Source organism: Streptomyces sp. NPDC002004, from assembly GCF_053593975.1.
Map to the genome: position 1 here is coordinate 121418 of NZ_JBSFDP010000013.1, position 25375 is coordinate 146792.

The 25375-nt window shown below is 72.7% G+C and carries 19 protein-coding genes; 8 read left to right on the top strand and 11 right to left on the bottom strand.

Annotated features, from left to right (window positions below):
- Positions 1-134: 134 nt before the first annotated feature.
- Both ACWCP6_RS21130 and ACWCP6_RS21135 read right to left on the bottom strand, forming a co-directional pair.
- The gene (locus ACWCP6_RS21130; protein ID WP_450934002.1) at positions 135-884 is read right to left on the bottom strand and encodes an MBL fold metallo-hydrolase; all 750 of its coding nucleotides are present in this window, start codon (positions 882-884) and stop codon (positions 135-137) included.
- Positions 885-960: 76 nt separating this feature from the next.
- On the bottom strand, positions 961-1407 hold the full coding sequence (locus ACWCP6_RS21135; protein ID WP_450934003.1) for a nitroreductase family deazaflavin-dependent oxidoreductase: 447 nt from the start codon (positions 1405-1407) through the stop codon (positions 961-963).
- Between the two features lie 431 nt (positions 1408-1838).
- Between ACWCP6_RS21135 and ACWCP6_RS21140 the strand changes: the two genes are divergently transcribed.
- Entirely contained in the window at positions 1839-2675 is an 837-nt protein-coding gene (locus tag ACWCP6_RS21140; RefSeq protein ID WP_450934004.1) for a pentapeptide repeat-containing protein, read from the top strand.
- 64 nt (positions 2676-2739) lie between these two features.
- Here the strand turns inward: ACWCP6_RS21140 and rho are convergent, their stop codons facing one another.
- The 5 genes from rho to ACWCP6_RS21165 form a co-directional block, all read right to left on the bottom strand.
- Complete coding sequence (gene rho, locus ACWCP6_RS21145) at positions 2740-3894, bottom strand: transcription termination factor Rho (RefSeq protein WP_450934005.1); 1155 nt, start codon at positions 3892-3894, stop codon at positions 2740-2742.
- A 561-nt stretch (positions 3895-4455) separates the two neighbouring features.
- A complete protein-coding gene (locus tag ACWCP6_RS21150) occupies positions 4456-7353 on the bottom strand; it encodes an NHLP bacteriocin export ABC transporter permease/ATPase subunit (protein ID WP_450934006.1) in 2898 nt (965 codons plus the stop codon).
- A 1-nt stretch (position 7354) separates the two neighbouring features.
- A complete protein-coding gene (locus ACWCP6_RS21155) occupies positions 7355-9628 on the bottom strand; it encodes an NHLP family bacteriocin export ABC transporter peptidase/permease/ATPase subunit (RefSeq protein WP_450934007.1) in 2274 nt (757 codons plus the stop codon).
- A complete protein-coding gene (locus tag ACWCP6_RS21160; RefSeq protein ID WP_450934008.1) occupies positions 9625-10431 on the bottom strand; it encodes an HlyD family efflux transporter periplasmic adaptor subunit in 807 nt (268 codons plus the stop codon). The genes ACWCP6_RS21155 and ACWCP6_RS21160 overlap by 4 nt, the downstream gene beginning before the upstream one ends.
- Before the next feature lie 103 nt (positions 10432-10534).
- Complete coding sequence (locus ACWCP6_RS21165) at positions 10535-10750, bottom strand: type A2 lantipeptide (RefSeq protein WP_450934009.1); 216 nt, start codon at positions 10748-10750, stop codon at positions 10535-10537.
- Positions 10751-11220: 470 nt separating this feature from the next.
- Here ACWCP6_RS21165 and ACWCP6_RS21170 point away from each other — a divergent pair, with 470 nt between their 5' ends.
- The gene (locus ACWCP6_RS21170) at positions 11221-12684 is read left to right on the top strand and encodes a flavin-containing monooxygenase (RefSeq protein WP_450934010.1); all 1464 of its coding nucleotides are present in this window, start codon (positions 11221-11223) and stop codon (positions 12682-12684) included.
- 139 nt (positions 12685-12823) lie between these two features.
- Complete coding sequence (locus ACWCP6_RS21175) at positions 12824-13969, top strand: PP2C family protein-serine/threonine phosphatase (protein ID WP_450934011.1); 1146 nt, start codon at positions 12824-12826, stop codon at positions 13967-13969.
- Between the two features lie 42 nt (positions 13970-14011).
- Here the strand turns inward: ACWCP6_RS21175 and ACWCP6_RS21180 are convergent, their stop codons facing one another.
- From ACWCP6_RS21180 to ACWCP6_RS21190, 3 genes are all read right to left on the bottom strand, one after another.
- Positions 14012-16084: a SpoIIE family protein phosphatase gene (locus tag ACWCP6_RS21180; RefSeq protein ID WP_450934087.1), complete on the bottom strand. Its 2073-nt coding sequence runs from the start codon at positions 16082-16084 to the stop codon at positions 14012-14014.
- A 236-nt stretch (positions 16085-16320) separates the two neighbouring features.
- Positions 16321-17703 (bottom strand): pyridoxal phosphate-dependent decarboxylase family protein, encoded by a 1383-nt coding sequence (locus ACWCP6_RS21185; RefSeq protein ID WP_450934012.1) that lies wholly within the window; start codon positions 17701-17703, stop codon positions 16321-16323.
- 152 nt (positions 17704-17855) lie between these two features.
- Entirely contained in the window at positions 17856-19223 is a 1368-nt protein-coding gene (locus ACWCP6_RS21190; protein WP_450934013.1) for an MBL fold metallo-hydrolase, read from the bottom strand.
- A gap of 363 nt (positions 19224-19586) precedes the next feature.
- On the opposite strand from ACWCP6_RS21190, the gene ACWCP6_RS21195 reads away from it, so the two are divergent.
- Genes ACWCP6_RS21195 through ACWCP6_RS21215 form a run of 5 tightly spaced genes read left to right on the top strand, consistent with a single transcriptional unit; the run spans position 19587 to position 23930 of the window.
- A complete protein-coding gene (locus ACWCP6_RS21195; RefSeq protein WP_450934014.1) occupies positions 19587-21263 on the top strand; it encodes an ATP-binding protein in 1677 nt (558 codons plus the stop codon).
- A gap of 4 nt (positions 21264-21267) precedes the next feature.
- Positions 21268-21678, top strand: coding sequence for a roadblock/LC7 domain-containing protein (locus ACWCP6_RS21200; RefSeq protein ID WP_450934015.1), 411 nt, complete (start codon positions 21268-21270; stop codon positions 21676-21678).
- Positions 21675-22046, top strand: a complete 372-nt coding sequence (locus ACWCP6_RS21205) for a DUF742 domain-containing protein (protein WP_450934016.1) — start codon at positions 21675-21677, stop codon at positions 22044-22046. Before ACWCP6_RS21200 ends, ACWCP6_RS21205 begins: the two co-directional genes overlap by 4 nt.
- Positions 22027-22647, top strand: coding sequence for a GTP-binding protein (locus ACWCP6_RS21210; protein WP_450934017.1), 621 nt, complete (start codon positions 22027-22029; stop codon positions 22645-22647). Before ACWCP6_RS21205 ends, ACWCP6_RS21210 begins: the two co-directional genes overlap by 20 nt.
- Positions 22644-23930: a cytochrome P450 gene (locus ACWCP6_RS21215; RefSeq protein WP_450934018.1), complete on the top strand. Its 1287-nt coding sequence runs from the start codon at positions 22644-22646 to the stop codon at positions 23928-23930. The genes ACWCP6_RS21210 and ACWCP6_RS21215 overlap by 4 nt, the downstream gene beginning before the upstream one ends.
- A gap of 49 nt (positions 23931-23979) precedes the next feature.
- Here the strand turns inward: ACWCP6_RS21215 and ACWCP6_RS21220 are convergent, their stop codons facing one another.
- Positions 23980-25005: a 7-epi-alpha-eudesmol synthase gene (locus tag ACWCP6_RS21220; protein ID WP_450934019.1), complete on the bottom strand. Its 1026-nt coding sequence runs from the start codon at positions 25003-25005 to the stop codon at positions 23980-23982.
- Between the last annotated feature and the right edge of the window lie 370 nt (positions 25006-25375).

Sequence of the window (25375 nt, forward strand, 5' to 3'; positions counted from 1 at the left end):
CATCCATGGTCCGTCATGCCGGGCCCCGGGGACAGGGACCGAAAGGCCGAGTTTCGGTACGCAGCCGGGTTCGGCGTTCACGTTCCGTGCGCACGGTGGAACCGGACACCCGCCGCCGGGCCCGGCCACGTGGGTCAGGGTGCCAGTTCCCGTGCCCGCCGGGCCGCGTCGCGGGCCGGGCCGTGGTGGGCCGGGCCGTGGCCGGGGAGGAGCACGTCCGCGTCGATGCCGCCCAGCACGTCGAGCGCGGCCACCGCCTGCGCGCGGTCCGTGTCGAACATGGGGTGCAGAAGCTGCGGGCCCCGCCCCGAGGCGGTCGGATGCCCGGTCACCAGGGCGTCACCCGTGATCAGCACGCCGGCGTCGGGAAGGTGGTACGCGGTGTGGCCGGGCGTGTGGCCCGCGCAGGGCACCGGAACCGGGCGCCCCGGCAGGTCCAGCGGCCCGGGCGCGGGGAACGGCAGGGCCTGCGGCACCCGGACGTCCCGCTTGCCGCCGGACCGCAGTGCGCGCAGCGCCCAGGGCAGCACCCCGGGACGCCAGCCCTGGGCGAGCACCTGTCCGACCGTCACCTGGTGCAGGAACTCCCGGCGTGCGTGCGGTACCTCCGCGTCGTGCATCAGCACGGGCACGCCGTGCAGACTCCCGAAGTACGCAGCCGAGCCGATGTGGTCGTTGTGCGCATGGGTGACCAGCACCGCCGTGACGTCACCGGGGGCATGGCCGAGCACGGCCAGTGAGGCGAGCAGCCGCTCGTGGTCCCCGGGATACCCGGTGTCGACGAGGGTGACGGCGTCGCCGTCGCTCACGACGACCCAGTTGGTGTCGCTGCCGTGCACCAGATGGACCCCGTCGGCCACCTGAACGGGGGAGTCGTCGCGCATGACCGTCCTCGCGTCTGTCGTGGGGGCGCGATGCTACCGCGGCCCGGGCCGCAACCGGCCCGGCAGCTGCCTCCGGTCAGTGCGGTGCCGCGGCCGGTTCCACCACGAAGACGGGGATCTCGCGGTCCGTCCTGTGCTGGTAGTCCGCGTAGTCGGGGAAGGCCTCGACCGCGCGGCGCCACCACAGCGCCTTCTCGTCGCCGGTGACCTCCCGCGCCGTCATGTCGCGACGCACGGGGCCGTCCTGGAGCTCGACCCTGGGGTCGGCGACGATGTTGTGGTACCAGACCGGGTGCTTGGGGGCGCCGCCCATCGAGGCGACGACGGCATAGCTGCCGTCGTGCTCGACCCGCATCAGCGGAATCTTGCGGATCTTGCCCGACCTGGCGCCGCGGGTCGTCAGGATGACCACCGGCAGGCCGCGCATCGTCGTGCCCTCCGTGCCGCCCGACCCCTCGTACTGCTGGACCTGCTCACGTACCCAAACCGTCGGGCTCGGCTCGTACTCGCCCTGCAGAGGCATGCCCTCGTCCCTTCGACTCGCCCGCGGTGTGCGATGCGGGCGCCCGCCCGTACGCCCCCGCGTCACCGCCGTCCTGTATTCGCACTGCCGTCCGGTGCGTGGCGGCAGTCCCACGAGGAACCAACGCCGCCGGGCGGCGCCATCATCCTCGCGGTCGCCGCGTACGGCCGCATCCGGCCACGCCGGGCGGGGACCGCAGAGGCCCGCGGTGGGTCCCCCGAGCGGCCGGATTCCGGCCTGAGGCCGGTGTGCCGGCGTCAGGCCGGGAGGCGTGCGGCCCCGGCCTGACACCCGGGGCCGAGGCCAAGCCGTGTCCGGGTTCCGAGGCGGACCATGCCGTGGGGCCGTGGGGGCGCGGTCCCTGCACGGTGCCCTGGTTCCGGGGTGTCCGGCCGGCTCGGGGACAATGGACGTCCAGACCAGGAGGCATCTTGTCCCAGCAGCACGACACCCGTTCCAACGACGTCGACCGCCTCGGCCTGCGGGCCGACTGCGGCAACTGCTTCGGCCTGTGCTGTGTCGCACTGCCCTTCGCCGCCTCGTCCGACTTCGCGGCCGACAAGGCCGCAGGCACCCCGTGCTCCAACCTGACCGCGGACTTCCGCTGCGGGATCCACACCCGGCTGCGCGAGAGCGGCTATGCGGGCTGCACCGTCTTCGACTGTTTCGGCGCGGGCCAGAAGGTCTCCCGGGTCACCTTCGGCGGCCGGGACTGGCGCAGCGCCCCGGACACCGCGCGCCGCATGGTCGAGGTGTTCCCCGTGATGCGGCACCTCCATGAGCTGCTGTGGTACGTCACGGAGGCGCTGGCCCGTCCGGCGGCCCGGCCCGTGCACAAAGACCTCCGGCGTGCGCAGGACCGCATCGACGGCCTCACCCGCGGCGACGCGGCGTCGCTCACCGAACTGGACGTGGCGTCCCTGCGCCAGGACGTCAACGCCCTGCTGCTGCGCGCCGGAGACCTGGTGCGCGCCGAGGTGCCGGGCCGCAGGAAGAACCATCGCGGGGCCGATTTGATGGGAGCCCGGCTGCGCGGCGCCGACCTGCGGGGCGCCACTCTGCGTGGTGCCTGTCTGATCGCGGCGGACCTGCGCGGCGCCGACCTGCGCTCGGCCGATCTGATCGGCGCGGACCTCAGGGACGCCGACCTGCGCGGCGCGGACCTCACCGGCAGCATCTTCCTCGTCCAGGCCCAGCTCGACGCTGCCAAGGGCGATACGACGACGAAGCTGCCGGACGGCTTCGCGCGTCCCGCGCACTGGCGGTAGGGGGCTCCTGCGGATCCGGCCCGCTCGTTGAACCGGCGGGACCGGCGGGATCGGCGGGACGCTCCTAACCCTGCGGGGGCACCGTGCGGTGGACCTGACGCAGGAACGCCGCGTTGTCCGGGGTGCCGCGCAGCGTGTCCAGCAGGGCGGCCATCGCGCTCGGTCCTTCACGCCCGACCAGGGTGCGTCGCAGCCGGCGTACGGTCTCCAACTCGGCTGCGGGGAGGAGGAGTTCCTCGCGCCGGGTGCCCGAAGCCGTGATGTCGACGGCCGGGAAGACACGGCGCTCGGCGAGGGCGCGGTCGAGGCGGAGCTCCATGTTCCCGGTGCTCTTCAACTCCTCGAAGTAGTAGGCGTCGGCCCGGGAGCCCGTCTCCACGAGCGCGGTCGCCAGGATGGTGAGGGAGCCCGCCTCCTGCGTACGGCGGGCCGCGCCGAAGAACCGCTTCGGGCCGTGCAGGGCCGCCGCGTCGACGCCGCCGCTGAGCGTGCGGCCGCCGGCGGAGGCCGCGTTGTTGTGCGCCCGGCACAGCCGGGTCAGCGAGTCCAGCAGCAGGACGACGTCCCGGCCGCGCTCCGCGAGCCGTTTGGCCCGCTCGACGGCCAGGTCCGCGAGCGCGATGTGGTCCTTCGGCGGCCGGTCGAACGTCGAGGCGAGCACCTCGCCGCGCACCGAGCGGCGCATGTCGGTGACCTCCTCCGGGCGTTCGTCGAGCAGCACCACCATGAGGTGGACCTCGGGGTGGTTGCCTGCGATGGCTGCCGCGAGCTGCTGGAGCAGCACGGTCTTGCCCGCCTTCGGCGGGGCCACGATCAGACCGCGCTGGCCCTTGCCGATGGGGGCGACGAGGTCGACGAGCCGCATCGCCGCCCCGCCGGACGGGTGCTCCAGGCGGAGCCGTTCGCCGGGGTGCAGCGGGGTGAGCGTGGCGAACTCCGGGCGGCCGCGCGGGTCGTGCGGTGCGATGCCGTCGACCTGTGTGACGCCGGTCAGCGTCCGGGGCCGGGCGGACTCGCCCGCCACGAGATCGCCCTGCCGCAGGGCGAACCGGCGGATCAGGGCCGCCGGCACCTGTACGTCGCCGGGGGCGGGCAGGAGGCCGGGCCCCCGGAGGAAACCGTGGCCGCCCTTCGCGATGTCGAGCACACCGGTGACCGGCGTGGCCGGCTTCGGTGCGGGTGCGGTGCGTTGCGGGGATTCGAGAGTGGGGCTGGTCATGCTGCCGTCCTTCCGTGGACGAGGGTGCATGTCGATGTGGCGATACATGGCTGTGGGACAGGGAGATCGAGGTGATACGCGGAGGGGCCGGGGCGCACGGATACGGCGCGCCGGGCCGACGGGCCCGACCGGGCGGACTGCGTCGACCTGGCCCGCGGCGTCGGTCGGGGCGGGCCACGTCGGGCCGAGGACCGACCGTCCGGTCAGCTGGGGCCGGAGCGGGTCTGCGGATCGGTCACGCAGAGGAAGCGATCACCAGGGGAAGCCCGATACGGACGGGCTGTTGTGGAGGTGAGCCGCCGCGCTGAGCGGCGCGTGGAGAAAAGGATGCGGCACCGGCGCCGAAGAGAGGCGCGGACGATTACCGCATGCACGGTACCACGGATTCTTCCCCGACCCGCCCCTTCCCGAAACCAGGGGGCTCCGCCCCTGGAGCCCGCTCGGCCTCAACGGCCTTGTCCCCGATCGCCGGACGGACCGGGACGGGGTCGAGCGAGTTGGGGGGAGCCGTGCGGACTGGGCGGTCCGGTCGGGCCGAGGGGTTGCGCCGGGGCGCCGGCCTCACTGCATCTGACGCCGGACCAGTTCCCGCAGTCGCCCGCCCTCGTCCGCCAGCAGCTCCGCCGGCGGGCCCTGCTGCGCGATGCGCCCCTCGGACATGACGATGACGCGGTCGGCATCGAGCACCGTCGAGAGGCGGTGCGCGATGACGATCCGCGTGGCGCGCAGTGCCTTCGTGCTCTCGATGACGGTGCGCTGCGTCTCGTTGTCCAGCGCGCTGGTCGCCTCGTCGAAGAAGAGGATGCGCGGCCTCCGGATCAGGGCCTGCGCGATCATCAGACGCTGCCGCTGCCCGCCGGAGATCGCACCTCCGCCGGAGACGATGGTGTGCAGTCCCATCGGCATGCGCTTGATGTCCTCGGCGAGGCCCGCCATCTCGGCGGCCTCCATGGCCTCTTCCGGCGTGTACGGCTCGGTGCCGCAGATGCAGTCCAGGATGGAGCCGGTGAACGGCTGGGCGTGCTGCAGTACGACGCCGCACTGACGGCGCACCGCGGCCTGGTCGAGGGCGGCGAGGTCCTGGCCGTCGTAGAGGACGCTGCCCGACAGCGGCTTGTCGAAGCCGATGAGAAGCCGCAGCAGGGTCGACTTGCCGCAGCCGCTGGGGCCGACGACGGCCACGAATTCGCCGGGGCGCACGTCGAAGGAGACGTCGTCCAGCACGAGCGGCCCGTCGTCGGTGTAGCGGAACGACAGCCGGCGGGCCTCGATGCCGCCGGACAGGACACCGGGCTGGGTACTGGCGCCCCGCACCTCCGGTGCCGCGTCGAGCACCGGCCTGAGCTCCTCGAACATCGGCAGCGCGGCCACCGCCGACACGGCGGCGCCGGTCAGCTGGGTGACCGAGGTCAGCAGCATCGTCACGGAGGTGTTGAACGTGAGGAACGCGCTCGCCGACAGAGACCCCCGCGCCGGACCGGCCAGCAGGACGAACATCAGCAGGGAACACAGCGGCAGATACACCGCGTTGAGGACCGTCGTCAGGTTCTTGATACGGCCGACCCGCTGCTGGAGCTCACGGCTGTGCGCGAACTCGCCGGCCCACGCCGCGTAGGCGTAGTTCTCCGCGGCCGCGACACGCAGTTTCGGCAGCCCGCGCAGAGTCTGGAAGGCCTGGTTGTTGAGCTTGTTGCCGAGGACCACGAGACGCCGCTGCCAGCGGACCTGCCACAGACCCATGCCGAGGAACACGGCGGCGATGACGGTCAGCATCCCGATCGCCGCGAGGGCCATCGGCACGCTGTACCAGAACAGCAGGACCAGGTTCACCGCCCCGACCGTGCCGGCCTGCACGACCACCGGGCCGACTCCGGCGAGAAGCCGCCGGATGGCACTCACGCCCATGGCGGCGCTGGCGAGTTCGCCCGTCGACCGCTCGGCGAAGAACTTCGTCGGCAGCCGCAGCAACCGGTCCCACACGGCCGGCTGCAGGGTCGCCTCGATCCGCCCCTCGACCCTGAGGACCGTGAGGTTCTGCAGGAGGGTGAAGGCCGCCGTGACCACGCTGGTGACCATGACCGCCAGGCACACCTGGACGATGAGGTTCCGTTCGGCGTTGGGGACGTACTCGCCGAGGACCCGGCCGGTCGCCACCGGAACCAGCGCCCCCAGCGTGACCGTCACCAGGCCGCTGAGCAGCAGCGTGCGCAGATCGCCGCCGGTGCCGCGGAGGCTGAAGCGGAGCAGCCGGAAGGGACTGAGGCGACGCTCCGGAAGCGGGCGGTAGAACATGGCGGCGCGCGGCTCGAACTCGTCCGCGTTCGCCGCCTCGACCCGGGTGTGCCGACCGTTCGCCGGGTTCACCGCCACATAGCCCCCGCGCCGCCACAGCAGGGCCACGGGGGAACCGGAGGCGGCCCGGTGGCCCACCAGGGGGCCGGAGTTCTCGCGCCACCAGCGCCCGGTGAGCCGGACCGCGCGGGTGCGGACGCGGGAGGCGACGGCGACGCGTTCGACCGGGTCGAGGCGGTCGTTCTGCACCCCGCTCAGGGCGGGTTCCGTCAGTGTGACGCCGGCGGCTTCGGCGACCAGCCGGCAGGCGGCGTAGGTGGCGTCCGCGTCGGCGGTTCCGGTACGGGAGGCCGTCTTCGGGCGGCGCCCGATGGAGTCGATCAGCGTCCGGTCCGCCTGGGCACGCACCGCCTCGCCCGCCTTGATACCGGCGGCCGTGCGGTTCTCGTGGCTGAGCTCCAGCTGCTCGATCCAGCGGTCCAGCGCCGACAGCAGCCGGTACTGCTGGTCGACCATGCCCTGCCACATCGCCGGGTCCACCAGCAGGTCACCTGCGGCGTCGGCGCTGTAGGAGGCGCCGTACTGCACACTGCCCGGCGGCACCTGCATCCACAGGATGTCGTCCGCGGTCGCCCCGCCCTCCGCCGGGCGGTCGTCGAGCGGCGCCTGGAGCAGAATGCCGTGGCTGCGCCCGACGCCCAGCGCGAAGGCGTATTCGAGGGGGGTCGGGGCCGGCTCCTGCGGATTGCCGTAGGCGTCGTACGTCCAGGTACCCGTGTCGCCGTACTGCGCCCCGTACTGCGTGTACTCCGGCCGGTACAGCTCCCGCAGCGGGATGCGGCGCAGCACGCACTCGCGCAGCGGTCTGCCGACGAGGGTGTGCTGCGGGCCCTCGACGGGGCCGAGCAGCAGGGAGCCCGCCTCCAGACGGCCGAGGAAGTGCCAGTGGCCCTCCTGCAGCGCGTCGACCGCGAACAGGTCCATGGCGCCCGCCGCCACGAGCCACAGCACCTGCGGGCCCTCCAGCGACAGGCGGTTGAGGCCTGCTCCGTGCACGGGCGTGCCGAGGCCGCCCAGTGCGGAGAGCACCAGATCGCCGTCCGCCGGACCCTCCGGGTTCGCGAGGGCGGGGGCTTCGGCGCCCCCGGTCGTCCGCTCCACGGTCATCTCACCGCTCCTTGACCAGTTCGGCGTACGGGCCTCCCGCGGCGAGCAGTTCGTCGTGGCGCCCCCGCTCGACGACCGTGCCGTGGTGCAGCACCACGATCTCGTCGCTGTCGCGGACCGTGCTGAGCCGGTGCGCGATGACGACGCAGGCGCAGCCGCGGCGCCGCAGATTGTCGATGATGACCTGCTCGGTCTCGGCGTCCAGGGCGCTGGTCACCTCGTCGAGGACGAGGATGCTGGGCCGCCGCACCAGGGCCCGCGCGATCTCCAGGCGCTGTCGCTGGCCGCCCGAGAAGTTGCGCCCGTCCTGCTCGACGCGGCTGTGGATGCCGCCGGGGCGGCGCACCACGACGTCGTACAGGGCCGCGTCCTGGAGTGCGGCCTCGACCGCCTCGTCCGGGATCGACGGGTCCCACAGGGCGATGTTGTCGCGCACGGTCCCCTCGAAGAGGAACACGTCCTGGTCGACGAACGACACCGACGCCGCCAGTGCGCCCCGAGGAATGTCCTCCAGGCGCTGCCCGTCGATGCGGATCGTGCCCTCCCACGGGGCGTACAGGCCCGAGATCAGGCGTGACACGGTCGACTTGCCGCTGCCGGAGCCGCCGACCAGCGCGACCTGCCGGCCGGGGCCGACCGACAGCGAGAACCCGGTCAGCAACGGCTTGTCCAACGGGCTGTACCCGAAGGTGATGTTGTCCAGCTCCACATGGCCCTTGAGCCTGCGGGTGCTCGCCGCTCCGTCCGGCCGGGCGTACAGCGAGTCCGCCGGGAAGCTCTCCACGTCCTTGAGACGCGCCACGTCGGCCGCGAAGTCCTGGATGCGGCCCGCTACGCCGTTGAGGCGCGTGATGGGCGCGGTGAAGCGCGTCACGAGGGCCTGGAAGGCGACCAGCAGCCCCACGGAGATATGGCCCTCGACGGCCCGCAGTCCGCCGATCCACAGGATCAGCGCGCTGTTCAGCGTCGCGAGGGTCGGCGCGACGACACCGAGCCAGGCGCTCGGCACGCCGAGCCGCTGCTGCTCCTCCAGCGTCGTCGCGTGCTGGCCCGCCCAGCGCCGGAAGTAGCCGTTCTCACCGCCGGTCGCCTTCATGGTCTCGATCAGCTGGAGTCCGGTGTACGCCGTGTTGGTGAGCCGGGCGCTGTCGGCGCGCAGCTTCTGCGTGCGGGTGGCGCGGAGCCGGACGACGACGCGCATGGCCACCACGTTGAGCAGGGCGACCATGACCCCGAGCACCGTCAGCTGCGGGTCGTACGTCCACAGCAGCACCGCGTACAGCACGACCACGATCGCGTCCACGCCCGCGGCGGCGAGGTCGCGGGCCAGGGTCTCGGCGACGGCGTCGTTCGACTGCAGGCGCTGCACGAGGTCGGCGGGGCTGCGCTGGGCGAAGAAGGTCACCGGCAGACGCAGCAGATGGCGCAGGAAACGGGCGCTGCTCAGCGTCGACGAGATGATCCGGCCGCGCAGCAGATTGGCCTGCTGGAGCCCGGTCAGGACGGCGGTCAGCAGCACCGTGGCCGCCATCGAGGCGAACAGCACCCCGAGCAGCGAGGTCTGGCCGCCGATCAGGAACATGTCGATATAGGTACGGCTCAGCGCGGGCGTGGCCGCACCGACCGCGACCAGCAGCAGGCTCGCCAGCACCGCGGCGGGCATCGTGCCGGACGTGCCGCGCAGCCGGGCCGGCATGGCGCCCAGGACGCCCGGCCTGCGTCCGCCCTTGCGGAAGCCCTCACCCGGCTCGAAGACCAGAACGACGCCGGTGAAGCTGGTGTCGAAGTCCTCCATGGGCACGAAACGGCGGCCCTTGGCAGGGTCGTTGACGTACACCCCGCGGCGTCCGAAGCGACGCCCCGTGCCGTCGTAGACGACGTAGTGGTTGAACTCCCAGAACAGGATCGCGGGCGCCCGGACCTCGGCCAGCGCGGCCGTGTCCATCTGCATGCCCTTGGCGGTGAGGCCGTAACTGCGTGCCGCCTTCAGCAGGTTGCTGGCGCGGGAGCCGTCGCGGGACACGCCGCACGCGATGCGCAGCTCCTCCAGCGGCACATGGCGGCCGTAGTGACCGAGCACCATGGCGAGCGAGGCGGCACCGCACTCCACGGCCTCCATCTGGAGCACCGAGGGGGTGCGGACGGTCCGCTGCTTCTTCGCCGGTGCACCGGCGGCGGCGCGGCGGCGGCCGGGGGGTGCGCCCTCGGGGCGATGCCTGCCGCGGACGGGCGGCGGCAACTGCGGGGCGCCGGCGGGATGGTGGGGTGCGGTCATGGCAGCAGCCAATCGACGGGGCGCTGATCGGCGAGGTGGACGGAGGCGGAAGCCATGGTCATCGAGTCGAGCGGGTACGGCGGGCCGTCCGCCGACGACCAGCGGTAGCCCGACTTCGTGCTGCCCGACCGGTCGAGGGTCACGAGGACGGCCACGGGCTGCCCGTGGCGTGAGAACTCCTCGCCGAGCTGGTCGTTGCCGAGGAAGGAGCCGATCTTCTGCCGGGTCTGGGTGGCCCGGCCGACCGCCTTCACCCGGCCGCGCAGGACGCCGTACCGCTGGGCGGGCACCGACTGCACCGTGAGGTCGACGGACGCGCCCACGGGCACGGTCGACGCGCCGGTCGCCGGCACGTACAGGAGGGCGACGAGCGGATTGCCGTGACCGCCCGCGCGTTCCACGGTCGCCACGTCGGCACCGGTGGTGACGACCGAGCCGATCGTCGAGGTGAGCGCCGTGACCCGGCCGGCCGCGATGGTGCGCACGACCTGTTCGCCCCGCTGGGTACGGACCTTCAGCAGCGGCGCGCCGGCGCGCACTTCTGCGCCCTCCTTGGCGAGGACGGCGGTGACCTGGCCCGCGACGGGACTCTGCAGGACGTAACTGCCCTGTGCATGCGTGAGGATGCCCGGTGCGCTCAGCGTCGGCGACACCGAACCGGTGACCGCCCACACGGAAGCGGCCGCCATGACGACGACGGTGACGGCCAGCACGAGCCAGCCCTGCGGGCGGGCGAATCGCACCGGGAGGTCCAGCTCCTCGGGCGACTGCAGCTTGGCGAGGGCCTGTTGGCGGAACTGCACGGGACTTCCCTCACCTGTGAAGGACTGCGTTACGGCAACCGTGAGCCCCGGAACCGGGAAGGGTTCCGGGACTCACGGTGGATCAGGTATCGCCGAAGGGCGATCAGAGACCGGCGACCAGGCCGGTGACCGGCGCGGTGTTCAGGCCGGTGACGCCCTCGACGGTGCCGATGGCGGTGTCCGCGACACCCGAGACCGGGGCGACGGAGTCCACGGCACCGGTGACGGTGTTGAGGGCGTTCAGGGCCAGACCGCCCGAAACGGCGTCGAGGTCGGCGTCGGAGATCTCGGCGGTCTGAACCTGGGGGGTGACGTTCATGACTGAGCTTCCCTTCACATCGGTAATTCTCAAGGGGGAGCGCGGAACCGTAACCACCGGTTCCGCGGTGCGCAGATCAAAGCACGCTGCCGCACCGCACATCCAATCAACCAGCCCCTGACCTGGGGGAGTTCCGTGCCGACGCTGCTTTCGCGTGCACGCGGGTCCACGAATCGGTGGCCACTTCTTCACACCTTTCACCGAGCTCCAATGCCTTTCCTCCGGTCGCACGGCGGGGGAAAGGGACACTCCCGCCCCAATGGCGCGGACGGCGCTCCGGGACGGTGAATGTCCTTCCGAGGTCATGCACCGCGTGCGTATTGGGTGTGCAGATTTGCTGAAGGCGTGCCGATGTCCTGTGAACCACCGAGTCCGCTGCTGTCGACACGGCGTCGATAAGGTGCTAAACGGGCTGATAGCGTGCCGATGGGCCCGCCCTCAGCGACCGCAGCGACTCACGGGGATCCGACATGGCCGACGAGCACGTCGACGTACTCATCGTCGGTGCCGGACTGTCCGGCATCGGGGCGGCCTGCCACCTCAGGCGCCGGCAGCCGCGCCGGACGTTCGCCGTCCTGGAGGGGCGCGAGGCGATCGGCGGCACCTGGGACCTCTTCCGCTATCCCGGCGTCCGCTCCGACTCGGACATGCACACCCTCGGCTACTCCTTCCGGCCGTGGACCGGCGCCAAGGCGATCACGGACGGCGCATCGATCCGCGACTACATCCGCGACACGGCCCGCGAGTACGGCGTCGACCGCGCCGTCCGCTTCGGCCACCGCGTCGTGCACGCCGACTGGTCGTCGGACCACGCCCGCTGGACCGTGCGGGTCCACCGCGCCGACTCCGGCGAGACCGTCCGGATGACGTGCTCGTTCCTGTTCGCCTGCGCCGGCTACTACCGCTACGACCAGGGCTACACGCCCGCCTTCCCGGGCGTCGACGCGTACACGGGCCGTCTCGTGCACCCGCAGCACTGGCCCGAGGACCTGGACTGCCGCGGCAAACGGGTGGTCGTGATCGGGAGCGGCGCCACCGCCGTCACGCTCGTCCCCGCGCTGGCCGAGACCGCCGGCCACGTGACCATGCTCCAGCGGTCGCCCAGTTACGTGCTGTCCCTGCCGTCGCGGGACGCCGTCGCCGACGCACTGCGCCGTGTCCTGCCCGCCCGCGCCGCCGCGGACGCCGCCCGCTGGAAGAACGCGCTGCTGGCACTCGCCAACTTCCAGCTCAGCCGCCGCCACCCGGAGTTCGTACGGAACCTCCTGCGCAAGGGCGCTGCACGCAGGCTGCCCGCCGGGTACGACGTCGACACGCACTTCAACCCGCCGTACGCCCCGTGGGACCAGCGGCTGTGCATCGTGCCGGACGGCGACTTCTTCGACGCGATCGGTGCGGGCCGGGCCTCCGTGGTCACCGACCGGATCGACACCTTCACCAGGACCGGGCTGCGGCTGGCCTCCGGCCGGGACCTCGACGCCGACGTCGTCGTCACCGCCACCGGCCTCAACCTGCTCGCCCTCGGCGGGATGGCTCTCACCGTCGACGGCACCGACGTCGACCTCGCGCGGACCGTCGCCTACAAGGGCATGATGCTCTCCGGCGTGCCCAACCTCGCTCTCACCATCGGCTACACCAACGCCTCCTGGACCCTGAAGGCCGACCTGGTGGCCCAGTACGTCTGCCGCCTGCTGGCCCACATGGACCGGCGCGGCTACGAGATCTGCACCCCGCGGGCCCCCGAGGCCGGCGCCCCGCTCGCACCGCTCATCGACCTCACGTCGGGCTATGTCCGGCGGGGTGTCGACTCCCTGCCCAAACAGGGAACCCGCGCGCCCTGGCGGCTCTTCCAGAACTATCCGCGCGACGTCCTGATGCTGCGCCGCGGCCCCGTCGACGACGAGGGCATCCTGCTCTCACGCAGGCGGCCCTAGGAGCTGTCCTGCGGACCGCGCCGGGCGCGTGGGGGCCCGCGGCAGGCTCCCCCCACCACTTCCAGGGCGCGCGAGGTGCCCCGGCCGCATCGGACGTCGGGCGTGGGCGCCGGCCTGCGGCCTGGTGTATGCAAGAGACATGGGCCTGCAGCGGCTCTATGAGGAGCACCGGTGGTCACGGTGGCCGAAACGGGCTCTCGTGGCGGTTCCGTTCGCCATCATCGCGGCCGTCACCGTCCTCGACCTGGTGTCACCGCCCTATGTGCACCTCGGGCCGTTCCTCGTCGCCGCGCCCGCCATCACCGCGTCGTTCGCCGGGCCCCGGCTGACCGGGTTCGTCGGCGCCGTCGCCGTCCTGGCCCAGGTGCTGGTGGCCACCCTGCGCACCACCGTCACCGATCTGAACCACACGGTCCAGATCATCGCGCTGGTGCTGATCTCGGCCATCGTGACCTTCTTCGCCCACCTGCGGGAGCAGCACGAGCAGGAGGTGACGCAGTTGCGCTCGGTGGCCGAGGCCGCGCAGCGGGTGGTGCTGCGCCCGCTGCCGCGCCAGGTCGGCCCCCTTCGCGTCGCCTCCGTCTACCTCGCCGCCGAGGCGGAGGCGCAGATCGGCGGTGACCTCTACGCGGTGGCGCGCACCACCGACAGCACCAGGCTGATCATCGGGGACGTCCGCGGCAAGGGCCTGGAGGCGGTCGGCGACGCCGCCCTCGTCCTGGGCGCCTTCCGTGCCGCCGCCCATCTGCGGGTCGAGCTGCCCGTGCTCGTGTCCTACCTGGAGGGCGCCGTGATCGCCGACCCGGGCGAATCCGGCGTACCCGGGGAGGGCGGCGGCGACCGGGGCGAGGCCTTCACGACCGCGGCCGTGCTCGACGTCCCCGACGCGGAGGCGGCGATCCGGCTCATCAGCTGCGGGCATCCGCCGCCGCTGCTCGTGCGTGACGGCAAGGTCGTGCCGCTCCAGGTCAGCCATCCGGCGCCGCCGCTCGGTCTCGCGGCGTTCTCCGGCACCGCACTCCACGCGGAGACCTTCCCGTTCGAGGTCGGTGACATCGTCCTGCTGTACACCGACGGGGTCATCGAGGCCCGCGACGACACGGGCGCCTTCTATCCGCTCGCCGAACGGGTCTCCGACTGGGCCTGCCGCAGCCCGCGCGCCCTGCTCGACCGCGTCTGCGCCGATCTGCTCGCCCACGCGGGCGGCACCCTGGGCGACGACGCGGCACTGGTCGCCATCGAGCGTCTGCCATGGGCACCGCCGTCCGGGGCGGGCGGCGGATGAGCGGACACGCACCTCCGGCCCCGTGCCGGGGGCCGCGATGCGTCACACGGGCCGCAGCAGGAGCACCGCCACGTCGTCGTGGCGCTCCTCCGAGCCGTCCTGGAGATGCCGTACGAGCCCGTCCGCCACCTCGTCCAGTGAACGGTCACCCGCGCGGGTCAGGCGGTGCGAGACGACGGCGAGCGCGTCGTCCAGATCGATGCCGGGTACCTCGACGAGCCCGTCGGTGTACAGCACGAGGATCGAGCGCGGCGGCAACGGGAGCTCCGTGGTGGGGTAGCGGGCGTGGGGGTCGACGCCGAGCGGGGGACCCCCGGCGATGTCGAGGACCTCCACCCGGTGGCCCGGGCCGCGCAGCAGCGGCTGGGTGTGCCCGGCACGGGCGAACAGGGCCCGGTGGTTCTCCGTGTCCAGGCGCAAGTAGAGACAGCTGGCGAACAGTTCGGCGTCGAAGTCGAAGAGGAGGCGGTTGGTGCTCTGCATGACCTCGCTCGGCGACTGGTCGACCGCCGTGTACGCCCACACCGCGGTGCGGACCTGCCCCATCAGGGCCGCGGCGGTGACGTTGTGGCCCTCGACGTCGCCGATCACCGCGGCCGCGCCGCCGTGCGCCGGTATCAGGTCGTAGAAGTCGCCGCCGATGTCCATGGACCGGGTGGCGGGCAGATAGCGGCCGCTCGCCTCCAGGCCCGGCAGCGAGGGCAGCGAGTGGGGGAGCAGCGCCTGCTGGAGCCCGTGCGCGAGCTGGTGCTTCGTGTCGTAGAGCCGTGCCCGCTCCAGGGCCTGCGCGATCAGCCCGCTCAGACTCGTCAGGACGGCCCGCTCGTCCGCCGGGAAGACATGCGGCTCGACGTAGCACAGGACGCAGGTGCCCACCGGCCGGCCGGACGCGATGAGCGGCAGGAACGCCCATGCGGCCATGCCGTCCGCGACGGGCGGGCGCTGCGGGTAGAGCCGCTCCATGTCCTGCCGCGACTCGAAGAAGGCGGGGACCCCCGTGCTCAGCGCGTGCGCGCCCGGCGTCCGTGTGGTCAGCGGGATCCCGTCGAAAGGGCTCAGGACCGACGGGTCCGCGAACCCGCGGTGCCCGATGATGTGCATCCGCCCGCCCTCCGCGGTCGTCATCACCACCGCCTGGCAGCCTGCCGCCGCGGCCACCTCGTCCGCGACCAGCTGGATCACGTCCTGCACGCCGACCGCCTCGGTCAGTGCGGTCGCCAGCGCCAGGACCCGTGAGACCGTCACCAGGTGTGAGACCCCGGGGACCCTCCGGGGGCCGTTCCCGCCCGGCACGACGGAGGCCCGGGCCTTCGTGACCCGCAGGCTCAGACCGCTCGTACTCGGATGGAGCCGGAAGGACACCCAGTCGCCCGGCGGGCGCAGTGCGACGAACGAGGTGTCCTGCTGGCTCACCAGCGCCGCGCGGTAACGGTCCTCGTACACCGGGTCGTTCAGCCACGGCAGCGCCGCCCACAGCGTCGAGCCCAGCAGACGGTGGTCCGGAACGCCGAGCAGCCTGCAGGCGGCACTGTTGGCATAGGTGACCCGGCCGTCCAGATCGAGCCCGCACATCCCGTACGGCAGGCGTGACAGCAGCCGTGCCGCCTCGACGGTGGAGGACCCGGGCGGTGCCTCGGACGCCGGTGCCCGCTCCTGCTCCGGGAGGAGAGGGCGGCCCTCGTCCGCGGCCCGCTCCAGGCGTCGCGCGAGACGGTCGCAGGCCGCCTTGAGTACGGCGCACTGCTGTGCGCCGATCCGTGGCGCCTGGGCGCCCGGCCATGTCACGAAGACCGCCCCGTACTGCGCCCTGGGCGTCGCCACGGGCAGCGCGGCCAGGGCGAACGGGTAGGGCAGCACGACCGCCACGCGCGGATACCGGTTCGCCATCTCCTCCTCGCCCGCCACCCACACCAGGCGCCGCTCGCGCACCGCGTCCGCCACCGGGAGCGGAGTGTTCAGGCTCACGCGCTCCCAGGGCGCGGCGAAGGAGCGGGGCAGACCCGCCATCACGGCCATGACCAGGACGGGCGCGTGCGGGGACAGGAGGTAGACAGCGCCGGAATGCGCACCGACGTGCGCCAGCATGTCCGAGAGCGCGATCGACAGCGGGGCCATCTCCTCCGCCGGGTCCGGCTGCGGTGTCGCCACGTCCGGTCGCTCCCGCCGGGCTGCCCGTCGGCGGACCATGGCGGATCACCTCCCGAGGGGCCGAAACGCCGGACATCGCCGGATGCCTACGGTCCAGGCTGCCCCTTCCACCGGGTCCGCGCACCATGGACCGCCCGCCGCCCGCCGGGGCGGCGTGGCCGGGTGGGGGACCGTACGGGATCCGGGTCGGCCCCGGGACCGGATCACAGCGTGGTCAGGGCGCGCTCCAGAGCCGAGGAGATCCGCTCCGTGTCGGACGGTCCGGTGCGCCAGTTGCTGAACGCGGCGCGCAGGGCGGGCACCGCCCCGTGGACGGTGGGCGTGACGAAGACGTCGTCGGCCAGGGCGCGGGCGAACGCACCGAGCCGCTCGGGGGTCGGATCGTCGGCGAGCGTGAAGCAGACCACGTTCAGGCGGACCGGTGCGAGCAGGCGCAGGCCCGGCAGGGCGTCCACGGTCCGCCCGAGGGACCGTGCGCAGGCCACACAGCGTTCGACGATCTCGCGGTGGCCGTCCCGGCCGTAGGCGCGCAGCGTGAACCAGGCCGCGAGGGCGCGCAGCCGATGGGAGTTCTCCGGGGTCAGATGCACCAGGTCCGGGGTGTCGCCGAGCGGGCCCAGATACGCGGCGGCATTCTGGAAGACCCGCGCCTGGAGGTCCCGTCGGCGGGTGAACTGCACGGCGCTGTCATAGGGCACATTCAGCCATTTATGCAGGTCCACGCAGACGGAGTCGGCGAGGTCCAGACCCGCCACCAGGTGCGCGTGTTCGGGGGAGAGGGCGGCGAAGGCGCCGAACGCGGCGTCGACGTGCAGCCAGAAGCCGTACCGCTCGCGCAGCGCGGCGACGGCGCGCAGATCGTCGAAGTCGACGGTGTTCACGGTGCCGGCGTTGGCCACGACCACGCACGGCCCGTCGGCCTCGCGCAGTGCCCGCTCAAGCGCCGCCGGGTCCACCGCCTCACGGCCCGGCAGCGCGTCGACCCGCACCAGGGCGTCCCGCCCGAGGCCGAGCACCGCGAGGGCCTTGGCGATGCTGGAGTGCGCACCGGCCGACAGCACCCGTACCGGCCCCAGCGCGCCGACGCCCGACTCGGCGGGAGAGACGCCGCGCCGTTCCCCGAGCCACTCCCGGGCGATGGCCAGACCGACCGTGTTGGACATGGTGGCGCCGCTGACGAACGTGCCCTCGTGCGCATCCGACAGGCCGAACAGATCCCGCAGCCAGGCCACGGTCTCCCGTTCCAGGTGCTGCCCGCCGGGATCGAGCGACGAGTTCGAGTTCTGGTCCGCCGCCGACGTCAGCCAGTCCCCGGCCACCGCGGCCGGGGTCGCACCGCCGGTCACGAACCCCAGATAGCGCGGCCCCGCACTCGCCGACAGGCCCGGCTCCCAACGGACGGCGAACTCGTCCAGGGCCGCGTCCAGCCCGACCCCCCGCTCGGGGAGCGGAACGGCCGCGGGTCTCCGCCACTCCGGGACGACCGGTCGTTCCGCAACGCCTTCCAGGAAGGCGACGGCATGCTGCCCGACCGCCTCCATGAGGTGCGGCAACCGAGCGAGATCTGCGGCGAGTCGAGGATGCACGGGCGGGTCGCTCCCTGATCTTGAGCACTGCTGCGAGGGCCGAGGACGGTCGACCGGCCCCCACGCTAGGGCCGCTCTCCAGGGCCCCGCCTGGTCCAATCCGGGGGAAGTGGCCTGAACCGGATGCCGCAGGGGCTCACCCGAGCAGCGGATCACCCGCCCATCGCCAGGGGCCGTCCCGTGGCGGCCGCCCAGTCGGCCGGTCCGCCGTCGAGCACCGCCGGGCAGAGGTGACCGGCGCGTTCGAGGATGCTGGCGGCGGTCATCGCGCGCATGCCCCGTCCGCAGGCGACCACGACGTCCTCCGGTACCTCGCCGGTGCGGGTGAGGAGGTCGCCGAGTTCGACGGGGAGCGCGCCGGGGATGTGCCCGGTGACGTGTTCGGACCGCTGGCGGACGTCGAGCACCGGCCGGTCGTCCGTGATGCGGTCGGCGGTGACCAGGGGGATGCTGCGCCGCACCCCGCCGTCGGCGGCCCATGCATCCATGCCTCCGTCCAGATGGCCGGCCAGATCCTCGTACCCGATCTTGAGGGACTGCCAGAGCACCTCGTCGAGGTCCTGGTCCGGGCCGGCGACGAACACCAGTGGCGTTCCGTCGGGGACCAGCCAGCCCAGCCACGTGGCGAACTGCGGGCGCAGCGCGATGGACAGCGCGCCCGGAACGTGCCCGGCGGCGAAGTCCGCCACGGGGCGCACATCGACGATCTGCGCCCCCTCGGCGAGCAGCCTGCGGACGTCGGCCGCCGAGAGCGGCGGGAGCGCCGGATCGGTGCCGACGAGAGCCGGCCCGCGCCGGTTGAGCGCGGCGAGCCGGCCGAAGTACGCGGGGTAGGAGCCGAGGCCGCTCAGCAGCTCCCGTACGAAGGTGTCCTCGTCCGGCGCGCCGAACAGCGGGTTGGACCGCCGCTCGGCGCCGATGCTGGTCGTGCGCCCGGCCCCGGGCGGCGCGGCGCAGAAGGAGCCGGCTCCGTGCGTCGGCCACACCGCGGTGCCGTCCGGCAGCGTGGCCAGCCGCCGCAGCGAGCGGTACTGGGCGCGGGCGAGGTCCTCCGCGTGGTCGGCGCCGAGCAGGTCCGTCCGGGCGGACGAGCCGACGATGAGGGCGCCGCCGCTGAACACGCCCAGCGCCCGGTCGCCGTCCAGCAGCAGGAACGACAGGTGCTCGTCGGTGTGTCCGGGGGTGGCCAGGGCCCGCAGCACCAGCCCGCCCAGGTCGGTCTCGTCGCCGTCGCCGAGTGCGGTGTGCGGGAAGGCGCGCTTCCCGGCGGCCGACGCGAGGACGGTGGCGCCGTCGTCCGCGGCCAGCTGGACCGAGCCGGACAGGAAGTCGGCGTGCAGATGGGTGTCGGCGGCGAAGGCGACGGTGAGGCCGCGGTGCCGGGCCGCCCGGCGCAGGGCACGCAGATCGCGGGTGGCGTCGACGGCGAGGGCCCGCCCGTCACCGAGATCGACCAGATATGCGCTGTTGCCGAGTCCCTCGTCCACCAGGGGCACCAGGTGCGCGTCGGCGAAGCCCATGGCGCCTCCAGATGTCTCGACCGGCCCGGCAGCCGGTGACACCGCCCCTCAGGGGCCATTCTCTTCGCGGCTGCGACGATCCGCAAAGACGGTTACGGGGCGTGCGGGCCCAGGACCTGAAGGTGGCTGAAGGTGGACCTTCAGCAGGTGGAGAAGTTGATCCTCGCGATCTCGAACCCGCTAAGCTCCCCTGCGGCGCGGCGAGTTGACGTGTCCGCACCCGGACAAGTCACGCCGTGCCATCTGGCGTGTCGCGAAACGGGCCACGGAGGCGGAGTACGGCGTGCCGCTCCGCCGATGGCACCGGCCGCGCGACGCGCGGACCCCCGTCCCCCCGTACGAACCCGTTGTATTGAGGTGCAGATGGAACTTGCCACTCCACCCCCGGCCGGCCGGGCACCGGTCACCCGGCACGCGTGGTGGCTGCTTCCGGCCGTATTACTGACCGGTTCGGTCGTCACCGCGGTTGCGGGGCCCGACGGGGTCCGCATACCCGGGGCGATCGCCGGGCTCGTGGCCACGGCGGCAGCCTTCGTCTGCGTACGCCAGTTGCTTCGCACACAGAGTCAGCTGCTCCGTACCGCCGCTGATTTCCGGTCATCGCAGGCGCGCCACTCGCAGCAGTGGCAGCAGCACGTGGCGTCCCTGGAGAGCCGGTACGAGGCGGAGCGGGCCGTGCACGAGGCGCAGCTCGTGGAGCAGGCCGACCAGTGGCAGGCGCAGCTCGCGGACCAGGCGGACCACTGGCAGGCGCAGTTCGCGGATCAGTCGGCGCTGTGGCAGGCGCGTACCGATGCGCAGGGCGCCCTCGTCGCACGGCTCGCCGACGCCTATCTGCCCGACGCGTTGCAACGGCTGCGGGACGGCGACGCCATCGACGACGTGCTCGTGCCGCTCACCCAGGACCCGGACGCCTCCCCGGAGTTCGGAGCCGAACTGCGCAGGGTGCTCAGGACCGCCCTCCTCGCGGTCGAGGAGGAGCTCAACCGCAGCACGTCCGCGGAGCAGGCCGTCATCAGCGTCGGCAACCGGATGCACGTCCTCACCAGCAAGCTGCGCGGCCGGCTCCACGAACTCCAGGGCGAGCACGGACGGCTGCCGTCCGTGGCGCAGGGCCTCATGGAGCTGGACCAGGAGGCGGGACCCGCCGACTGTCTGGCCGCGAGCATCGGTGTGCTCGGCGGTTCGGACCGGCCCGGGCGGCAGTGGCAGGAGCCGCAGCGCCTGCTGAGCGTGGTCCGCGGCGGCATCGGCCGTATCAAGGACTTCAACCGGATCCAGGTCCGCCAGCTGCCCGAACTCGGCGTCGACGGGGGTCTGGTGGACCACCTCACGCTGATCTTCGCCCACCTGCTGGACAACGCGGCGCGCTACTCGCCGCCCACCGAGCCGGTGTTCATCTCCGGCAAGGAGGTCCCGAACGGCGTCGGCATCGAGATCCAGGACGCGGGCAAGGGCCTGAGCGAGGAGCGCAAGGACGTGGCGCTGCGGGCGCTCGACGGCGCCGCCTCGGGCCCGGGCATCGGCGGCCTCTCGGAGGACGCCCACCTCGGCCTGCGCGTCGTCGGCATCCTGGCCCGCAAGTACGGCATCAGGGTCACCTTCGCCGACTCGCCCTGGCTGGGCACCTCGGTGATCGTCGTCGTCCCGCACAGGTTCTTCAGCCCGATCCCGGTGGCGGCCCCGGCGGCCGTCACCCCGGTGGACACAGTGGCCGTCGCCCCCGCGACCCCCGTAGCCGCCACCCCCGTGGACACGGCAGAGGTCGCCCGGGCGGCGAGCCCCGCGACGCCCGCGCCCGTGCACACGGCACCTGCGGATACCGAGGCGGACGCCCTGGAGACCACCCCCGGCGGCCTGCCCCGGCGCCGCAGCAAGCGCACCGAGCCCGAGCGGTCCGCCCCCGAGGCGGCCCCCGCGGCGGTGCCCCCGGCGTCCGCGGTGCCGCCGGACTCGTCCTTCACCGGCCTCGCCGCGTTCGCCACCGCCGGACGCGAGACCACCGAGACCCCCGAGTACCGCAGCGAAGAGAGCGACTAGCCACATGACGCAACACGGAACCGACGTGAGCTGGGCGCTCCGTGATCTCACCGAGTCCATCCAGGAGATCCGCTTCGCGCTCGTCGCCTCCAGCGACGGCAAGGCCATCACCTCGTACGGCGCCGAGGACCCCGACGACGTGGACCGCTTCGCGGCCGTCGTGGCGGGCCTCCAGGCGCTGGCGCAGCCCGTCGCCGAACAGTTCCCCGCGTACGGCGGCCAGTTGCGCCTCGCGATGATCGAGGTGGACGGCGGGCACCTCTTCGTGGTGCGGGCCGGTGTCGAGACGTATCTCGGAGTGCTCGCGCGGGAGGGCCTGGACCAGGGGCTGCTGGGCCATCAGATGAGAGATCTGGCCCGCAGGATGGGTGAGCTGCTCGGCACCACTCCCCGGCTGGAGGAGCAGCCTGGATGAGTGGTCCCCAGCGCCCCCCGGATCCGTCCGGCCTGGAGCGCTACTACGTTCTCACCGGGGGCCGCAGCGGCCCGGGCCGTGTGCTCACCGGCCTCGACGTGGCAACCCTCGTCGTGGCCCTGGCGTCACCCGGCCCGGGCACGCAGGCCGAGCACGAGGAGATCCTGCGCCGCTGCCGCGATCCGCTGTCGGTCGCCGAGCTGGGCGCCCACCTCGGACTGCCCTTCAACATTCTCGCGGTGCTGCTGGCCGACCTGTGGGAAGCCGGCCGTGTGGAGGTACGCAATCCTCTCCCGGCTTCCGACGCCCGCCGCGGGCCCGACCTCGCGCTCCTTGAGGAGGTACTCAGTGGACTTGAACGGCTTTGACCATCCGGACCGTTCACCTTCGACGGGCTCCCTGCCCTCGGCCTCACGCTCGGTGAAGATCATGATCGCCGGTGGATTCGGCACCGGGAAGACGACCCTGGTCCGGTCGGTCAGCGACATCCGCCCGCTCACCACCGAGGAGACCCTGACCCAGGCGGCCGCCGACGTCGACGACCTCATCGGCGTGGCGGACAAGCAGGAGACCACGGTCAGCCTGGACTTCGGGCGCATCGGCATCAACGACGAACTGGTGCTGTACCTGTTCGGCACACCCGGCCAGGAGCGGTTCTGGTTCCTGTGGAACGGGCTGTTCAAGGGGGCGCTGGGAGCGGTCGTCCTGGTGGACACGCGCCGGCTGGCGTCCAGTTTCCGCGCCATCGAGGAGATGGAGCGGCAGGACGTGCCCTTCGTCATCGCGCTCAATGTGTTCCCCGACTCGCGCGAGCACCCGATCGAGGAGATCCGCGACGCCCTGGACATCTCACCGCACACGCCGATCGTCGCCTGCGACGCCCGCGACCGCGGGTCCAGTCGCGATGTGCTGATCGCCCTGATCCGACATCTCAAGGAACGCTCTGCCGTCGCCCTGGAGCCCCGATGACCGAACACTCGCACACGAGCCCGCACCCGGGCACCCAGGACGCCCCCGCCCGCTGCCCGGTCACCGGCATCGCCGCACCGGGCGCGCCGACCCGGCTCTACGGACCGGAGGCGGCCACCGACCCGCACGGCATCTACGAGCGGCTGCGCAAGCAGTACGGGGCCGTCGCCCCGGTACTGCTCGAGGGGGATGTCCCCGCCTGGCTGGTGCTCGGGTACCAGGAGAACCGCCGGGTGCTGGACAATCCGCTGCACTTCACGCGTGATTCACGGATCTGGCGGGACTGGAAGGAGGGCCGGGTCGACAGCACGTCACCGCTGATGCAGGTGGTCGGCTGGCGCCCCGACTGCGTCTCCCAGGACGGCGAGCCGCACCGGCGGCTGCGCGGCGCGGTCACCGACAATCTGCGGGCCGCCGCCCGGCGCGGGATCCGCCGGCACGTCACCCACTTCGCCAACAAGCAGATCGACGGCTTCGCGGACCGGGGCAGCGCCGATCTCGTCGCCGACTTCGCCGAGCATCTGCCGATGCTGGTGCTGACCCGTGTCTTCGGCCTCGCCGAGGGCGAGGGACAGAGGCTGGCCGCCTCCTGCGCCCAGGTGATCAAGGGCGGCGAGGACGCGCTCGCGCACAACGACCGCATCGTGCGGGTCCTCGACGAGCTGGCCACGCGCAAACGCACCGAGCCGGGCGCCGACTTCACCACCGGACTGCTCGACCACGAGGCATGCCTCGACGACGACGAGATCCTGCAGCACCTGCGGCTGGTGCTGATCACCGCGCACACGACCACCAGCAATCTGCTGGCACGTGTCCTCCAGCTGATCCTCACCCACCCCTCCCACCTCGCCGGGCTGGTGAGCGGCCAGCTGAACATCACCGCGGTGGTCGAGGAAGTCATGTGGAACATGCCGCCGCTGGCGGTGCTGCCCGGACGGTTCGCGACCGCCGACACCGAACTGGGCAACCAGCGGGTCCGCAGGGGCGACCTGCTGGTCCTCGGCCTCACCGCGGGCAACCTCGACCCGGCGATCCGCCCTGACGCCGGCGTCTCGGTGCACGGGAACGAGGCCCATCTCGCCTTCAGCGGGGGCCCGCACGAATGCCCCGGCCAGGGCATCGGCCAGGCCATCATCGAGACGGCCGTCGACGTGCTGCTGCACCGGCTGCCCGGCCTGCGCCTCGCCGCCGCGCCCGAGGACCTCACGTCCACGGCGTCGACCTGGGAGACCCGGCTCGACCGCCTTCCCGTCGCGTTCACGGCCCAGCCGGCCGAGGTCTGAGCGCCCGCGGGCCGGCCCTCCGTCCGGAGGGCCGGCCCGCGGAGCCTCGTCACACCGCGAGCAGGTCGTCCAGGGAGCCCCGGCCCGCCATCTCGGCGGCGGCCGCGGGTCCTTCCTTCGCCGCGGCGTACCGGCCGGTGCGCAGTGCCCACTCGTAGTTGCCGTTGATCCAGTGCTGGATGGCCTCGACGCCCATCCGCACCCGCTCCCGCTCGGCGGTGTCGAGCAGCAGCTCGTCGCACATCGCGGGCACCCGGGCCTCCAGGTGCAGATACCGCTCCAGGCTGTCCGTCGTCATCCGGTACGCCTCGTCGAAGGCGTCCTCCCAGGCGTACCCGCGCTCCTGGCGCAGCACCGCGATCAGGTTGTGCCCGTCGCCCCGGCGCTTCTCGCGCTCGTAGGAGTGGATGTCGTTCATGAAGCCGATGGCGTCAGCCGCGGCGTCCCGCATCCCGGTCATCACCGGGTGTGCCTGCACCTGCGCGGGCACCTCGAAGCGGCGGCTGCGCTCGCCCGCGTCGATGCTGTGGTGGATGCCCACGGTCCGGCGGCGGAACGCGGCGTACTCCATGAGACCGAGCCGCGCCCCGCGGGCCGCCAGGTCGACCTCCTCGGAGTGTGCGACGAGGAAGCGCCCCCAGGACGCGGCGAACCGCGTGCGCCAGGTCAGCGACATCCCGTCGGCGAGGTGCCCCCACACCTCCGCCCAGGCCGCCGTGATCGGGCAGACCACCCGAGGACGGCTCCCGGACGGGCGCAGGGGCGTGGCTATGAGTTCCCGCGCGACCTCGGCTATCCGGTCGGCGCGGTCGGGTTGTCCGGCGTCGAACTGATCATCGAACAGGAAGGCGAGGGAGAACCAGTTCATCAGCACGACCATGTCGTCGGCGGATGCGTGGGGGTACGTGCGTGCGGCGGCCTGCGGCAGATCCCAGGACCGGTACTCCTCGAATCCGGCCTGGCTCTTCACCAGCTCCCTGTCCCACACCCAGCGCAGGTGCCGGGCGCGGGCCTCCTCCAGGTGCTCGCTGACGGGTGTGGTGAAGGGAAGGTCGAACCGTACGTCCTGCGGCATGCGCTTCCTCGCTGTGACGGGGCTCGCGGCGGTCAACCCGCGAGCCGGGCGGGTGGGTGGAGTCGTGACCGTGCTTGTCATGGCCATTCACTTGATCCGTGCAACAGGCTGCCCCGGCTGTAAATGATCTATGCGACGTGTGATGCCCCATGGGGCGGATGTGACGAGCGATACGTCGACGAACTCCCCTCTTTTCCCCGGGTGTTCGCCGTCGGCGGAACGATGCGCCACGGGGTGCCGCCGCGGGGTCCCGCCGCCCGGCGTACGGCTCCTGCCGGGCAGCGCGCGGCGGTCCGCTTCTCCCGGCGCCGCTTCTCCCGGTCACCGCGTGGCGTTCTGCTTCCCCTTTGCGGGTGCCCGGGTCGTGGCC

Excerpts from the sequence above, each read along its gene's own strand:
- ACWCP6_RS21130 (WP_450934002.1), bottom strand. The coding sequence starts at position 884 with ATGCGCGACGACTCCCCCGTTCAGGTGGCCGACGGGGTCCATCTGGTG.
- ACWCP6_RS21135 (WP_450934003.1), bottom strand. The coding sequence starts at position 1,407 with ATGCCTCTGCAGGGCGAGTACGAGCCGAGCCCGACGGTTTGGGTACGT.
- rho (WP_450934005.1), bottom strand. The coding sequence starts at position 3,894 with ATGACCAGCCCCACTCTCGAATCCCCGCAACGCACCGCACCCGCACCG.
- ACWCP6_RS21150 (WP_450934006.1), bottom strand. The coding sequence starts at position 7,353 with ATGACCGTGGAGCGGACGACCGGGGGCGCCGAAGCCCCCGCCCTCGCG.
- ACWCP6_RS21155 (WP_450934007.1), bottom strand. The coding sequence starts at position 9,628 with ATGACCGCACCCCACCATCCCGCCGGCGCCCCGCAGTTGCCGCCGCCC.
- ACWCP6_RS21165 (WP_450934009.1), bottom strand. The coding sequence starts at position 10,750 with ATGAACGTCACCCCCCAGGTTCAGACCGCCGAGATCTCCGACGCCGAC.
- ACWCP6_RS21170 (WP_450934010.1), top strand. The coding sequence starts at position 11,221 with ATGGCCGACGAGCACGTCGACGTACTCATCGTCGGTGCCGGACTGTCC.
- ACWCP6_RS21175 (WP_450934011.1), top strand. The coding sequence starts at position 12,824 with ATGGGCCTGCAGCGGCTCTATGAGGAGCACCGGTGGTCACGGTGGCCG.
- ACWCP6_RS21180 (WP_450934087.1), bottom strand. The coding sequence starts at position 16,084 with ATGGCCCCGCTGTCGATCGCGCTCTCGGACATGCTGGCGCACGTCGGT.
- ACWCP6_RS21190 (WP_450934013.1), bottom strand. The coding sequence starts at position 19,223 with ATGGGCTTCGCCGACGCGCACCTGGTGCCCCTGGTGGACGAGGGACTC.
- ACWCP6_RS21195 (WP_450934014.1), top strand. The coding sequence starts at position 19,587 with ATGGAACTTGCCACTCCACCCCCGGCCGGCCGGGCACCGGTCACCCGG.
- ACWCP6_RS21200 (WP_450934015.1), top strand. The coding sequence starts at position 21,268 with ATGACGCAACACGGAACCGACGTGAGCTGGGCGCTCCGTGATCTCACC.
- ACWCP6_RS21205 (WP_450934016.1), top strand. The coding sequence starts at position 21,675 with ATGAGTGGTCCCCAGCGCCCCCCGGATCCGTCCGGCCTGGAGCGCTAC.
- ACWCP6_RS21215 (WP_450934018.1), top strand. The coding sequence starts at position 22,644 with ATGACCGAACACTCGCACACGAGCCCGCACCCGGGCACCCAGGACGCC.
- ACWCP6_RS21220 (WP_450934019.1), bottom strand. The coding sequence starts at position 25,005 with ATGCCGCAGGACGTACGGTTCGACCTTCCCTTCACCACACCCGTCAGC.